Here is a 3,841-nt window from a genome sequence, read left to right as displayed (position 1 = left end):
TTGCCATCGAACCTGGACCCGGCCGCGACGCGATGATTGAGCGCTGGTGCGCCTCAGTCTGGGAATGCTGGCAATCGAGCCGCGCTGAAATCATTGAAGTAGCGCGGAAATATCTTCAAGTGGTTTGATTTGCCTCGGATTCAGCAACCCCGCCCCACTTGATATCATCAAGACAGGTGTCCGCGCCTTCCGCGCCTCCACCGAGGTCACTTTCCACCCGATGAATCCCATTTCCCAGGCTGCCGCTTCCCCGGATTTTGGTGCGCAACCCGCATCGCATCCTGAAGAGCCCCTCCTCGCTCATCCAGCGCATTCGATTCATGCTCCAAGTCCGGGTACGACCGCCACGCTAATTAATGATTTGCGCGAGCTATTCAAGGTTCGCGTCACAGGCATGGTGGTGATCACCGGATGGGCAGGATTCTACCTCGGGTCAATGCAGTCGGGTATCTCCAGCGTTCAGCGCGGCCTGCTCGACACCCTTATTGGTATCGGCCTCGTCTCGGCGGGAGCCAGCGCTTTGAATCAGGCACTCGAGCGCACCAGCGACGCGAAGATGAAGCGCACCGCCGACCGCCCGATTGCCGCTGGACGCATTTCGCTCGTCCAGGGCATACTGGCCGGCATAGGCGCCCTCGCACTCGGCGGATGGTGGCTGCTTCTGCACACCAACCTGCTCACGGTGTCCTTGGCGCTCCTCACAGCATTTTCGTACGTCGCAATCTACACGCCGCTCAAACGCGTCACTTCCCTTGCTACATTCATCGGCGCATTTCCCGGAGCCATGGGCCCCCTGCTCGGTTGGACAGCGGCCCGCGGACGCATCGAGTGGCCTGCCGTCGCTCTCTTCGCCATCCTCTTTGTCTGGCAGTTTCCGCATTTCATGGCTATTGCGTGGCTTTATCGCGAAGACTATGCACGCGCAGGAATCCGTATGCTTCCGGTCGTTCAGCCTGATGGTTGGTCCACCGTTGTAGAAGCGCTCTTCTACGCCGTAGTCATGATTCCCGTAAGCCTCGCCCCCTGGCGCCTCGGCATGGCCGGAACGGTTTACGCAATCCTTGCAACAGCGTTGGGGCTCTTTTATCTCGGATACACGATCCGCTTCAGTCGCATCCTGCGCGCGACCAGCGAAACCGAGAGCCGCATGTTAGCCCGCGATCTTCTCAAGGTGAGCGTCATCTATCTGCCCCTGCTGCTCACCACGCTGATGGTCTGCGCCATCGCCAAACACTGAGGAACGAATGGTAGCCACGGCAACAACATCGCAATCCCGCGCCAACACGCGGCCAGCCGTGCTCGCGATTCTGGCCATCAGCGCGGCCGCATCCTTGTTTTTGTTCTGGCTGATCTACAAACATCCGGCCGCCGACATCTCCCGTACGAAATTGCCATTTCTTCCCGCGCTCAATGCCGTCCTCAATGGCCTCAGCGCGACCGCACTCCTGGTCGGCTACACCTTCATCCGCGCCCGCAAGATCGCCGCACACCGCGCGTCGATGATCACAGCATTCCTTTTCTCCACGCTCTTCCTTGTCAGCTATATCCTGCACCACTATCTGCACGGAGATGTGCGCTACCCCATTCACGCCGCTCTGCGCTCCGTTTATCTGCCCCTGCTGGCCACCCACATTGTTCTCGCAGTTATCGCACTCCCCCTGGTTCTGGTTACGTTCTTCTTCTCGCTTTCCGGCCGAATTCCCCAGCACCGCAAAGTCGCGCGCTGGACATTTCCGATCTGGCTCTACGTCTCGGTCACCGGCGTGATCACTTTTGTGATGCTGCGCCTCGCGCAGGGATCGTGAGCCGCATGCCTGTGAGCGAACGCGTCCCCGCATCGGCAAAGCGCATCACCTCGCCCAGCGACGGCACGCGCCAGCTTATCCAATGGGGTTCATCCATGATGGGCGCCGGCGTACTGGCCGCCATCCTGCTTCAAACGCTCCTGGGCGGATTCTCGCCTACCGGCGCCAGCACCAACACTGGATGGTTTGCCCTCATCGTGGCCCTCATGTGCCTCCCGTTCGGCGGGCTGCTGCTGACGCTGGGCGTTGCCAAGTGGCTGCGCAACCGCCGCCTTCAGCGATCAGGCACGCGGCAGGGCTGAGGTGTCTAATATTCTTTCTGATTACCTGTATGATCGCCGTGAAAAACGAGCTCGCCTAACTTCTGAAATAGACCAACAACACATGACGCGAAACCCCATTAGAAATGGCTCGAAGAGAATAAATTGCAATGCTATTTGTTCTTTTAGATTATCCGCCAAAAGAGAGTTCTAAATCGGGCTCAAATTTGAGTGTTAGCCGTTGAGCCAAGAGCCACTGTCCGCCAAGGCGGTTCTAGAGCCACCCGCCGGGAGTACTCCTGTTCTTCTGAATGTCTATCAAGCTCGGCATCGTCCTACTCGCAAGTTTTGCTTATTGACGCACCTTGATGAGCGATCCAATCCTAGTCCGATCGCCGTGCGGGCCGTGTCAATTGAACTCACGTAATTGAACAATTGACAAAGCGCTTGCCGCGCTGACCTGGTTCATCTCGATATTGGCTGCCACTGCGCTCGCGAGCGCGCCAGCCTCCAGTTGGCGGCCGTCAGGCTGCCACCCGCTCACGAAAGCACGCGCTCCGCAAACGTCGACCAGATCAGTAGATTCGAAGACTTGTTTTGGGACAGTAAAGAAAGCTGGGTCCCGTTTCGTCACACAAAGAAGATATCTCGAGAAATCATCGACGACCGGTGGCGGCGCTGTACATTCTCACCGCCCCGTCTACTTCTCGAACAGATCTGACTTCAAGGGTTGCGCATCCAGCGATCATTTGATACCTCGCTGACGCAGCATCGCTGATCGGTCGAGTTGGTTTGAAATGGCAAGTCGTGGAATTGCAGGAGCAAAACGGGCCAAGTTTCCGCGATCCCCCGCGAGAGAGGGTCGGGAAATGAAGATTTTTCGCGTGTACAACCGGTCACGGGAGGAGTTTTTCAGCCTGAAAGTCGCGCCATTCGACACCACTGCTGAGCCCTTGAAGAGGCTCTTCGAATACCTTGTAAACGGATCGGACCCGGGTCTTTGGTTGAAGCCTTACAAAGGCCTCCCAGCTATGCCCGGGGCGCAGAAATTTGATCTGGTCTATCTCGATGATAATTGCCGGGTCATCGAGGGATTGGACAAGTACCCCAATCCGCAAAATGCGGTTTCAGGGATCAGGCACGCGAGCGCATTGCTTCTACCAGCAGGCAGCGACTTTGCTTCCCAGATCCACATTGGAGATCAGCTCGCAATTTGTGAAGCTGCGGAACTCGAAGGCATGCTCGCTGTTCTATCGGACATAGCAGAAGGAGATCCAGGCACAGAAACAGAGGCCTTTACGGACGTTTCTACACCGAATTCGGGTTTGCTGCAAATGCCGAAGCCAGCCTCGATTGACGCGACTACGAAGAAGCCCTCGTTTGTTGAGCGAGTGAAGCGTTGGCTTTCTTCCGAAACGTCGAGTATCCAGCGACTAAGCCGACATCCCCTGCCTGACTTAATTGCTTATCACTGGAGCGGTGGGACACCACGCCCGTACGCTCTAGGGGACATAAGTGGAACCGGTTTCTACCTACTTACTGACGAGCGGCCATACCCAGGAACATTGATCAAGATGACGTTGCAAAGAACCAGTGCCAGTAACGAAAGACTTCAGGATTCAATTGCCGTTTACGCCAAGGTCATTCGCTGGGGACCAGACGGCGTCGGTTTTGAATTCGCGCCTTTGAGTAGCAAAGATACTAAGAAGACTGATCCTCAGCAGGGAGACCTGGCAGACCAAGAGACTCTGAACATGTTCTTGAAGCGCGCTTTGG

General features: G+C 56.8%; 4 protein-coding genes. All 4 read left to right on the top strand.

What is annotated here, in order from left to right; translation table 11 throughout:
- The first annotated feature begins 220 nt into the window (after window positions 1-220).
- Window positions 221-1,237 (top strand): heme o synthase, encoded by a 1,017-nt coding sequence (gene cyoE / locus WA354_RS14240; RefSeq protein ID WP_472813679.1) that lies wholly within the window; start codon window positions 221-223, stop codon window positions 1,235-1,237.
- Window positions 1,238-1,244: 7 nt separating this feature from the next.
- A complete protein-coding gene (locus WA354_RS14235) occupies window positions 1,245-1,805 on the top strand; it encodes a DUF420 domain-containing protein (protein ID WP_472813678.1) in 561 nt (186 codons plus the stop codon).
- A complete protein-coding gene (locus WA354_RS14230; RefSeq protein WP_472813677.1) occupies window positions 1,802-2,107 on the top strand; it encodes a hypothetical protein in 306 nt (101 codons plus the stop codon). The genes WA354_RS14235 and WA354_RS14230 overlap by 4 nt, the downstream gene beginning before the upstream one ends.
- Window positions 2,108-2,934: 827 nt before the next feature.
- The coding region (locus WA354_RS14225; protein WP_472813676.1) for a PilZ domain-containing protein at window positions 2,935-3,841 on the top strand (907 nt) is incomplete at its 3' end.

Origin of the sequence: Occallatibacter sp. (assembly GCF_049802275.1) — a bacterium.
In the GTDB taxonomy this organism is placed as follows: Bacteria; Acidobacteriota; Terriglobia; order Terriglobales; family Acidobacteriaceae; genus Telmatobacter.
This window is presented reverse-complemented; position numbering and strand designations above follow the sequence as displayed.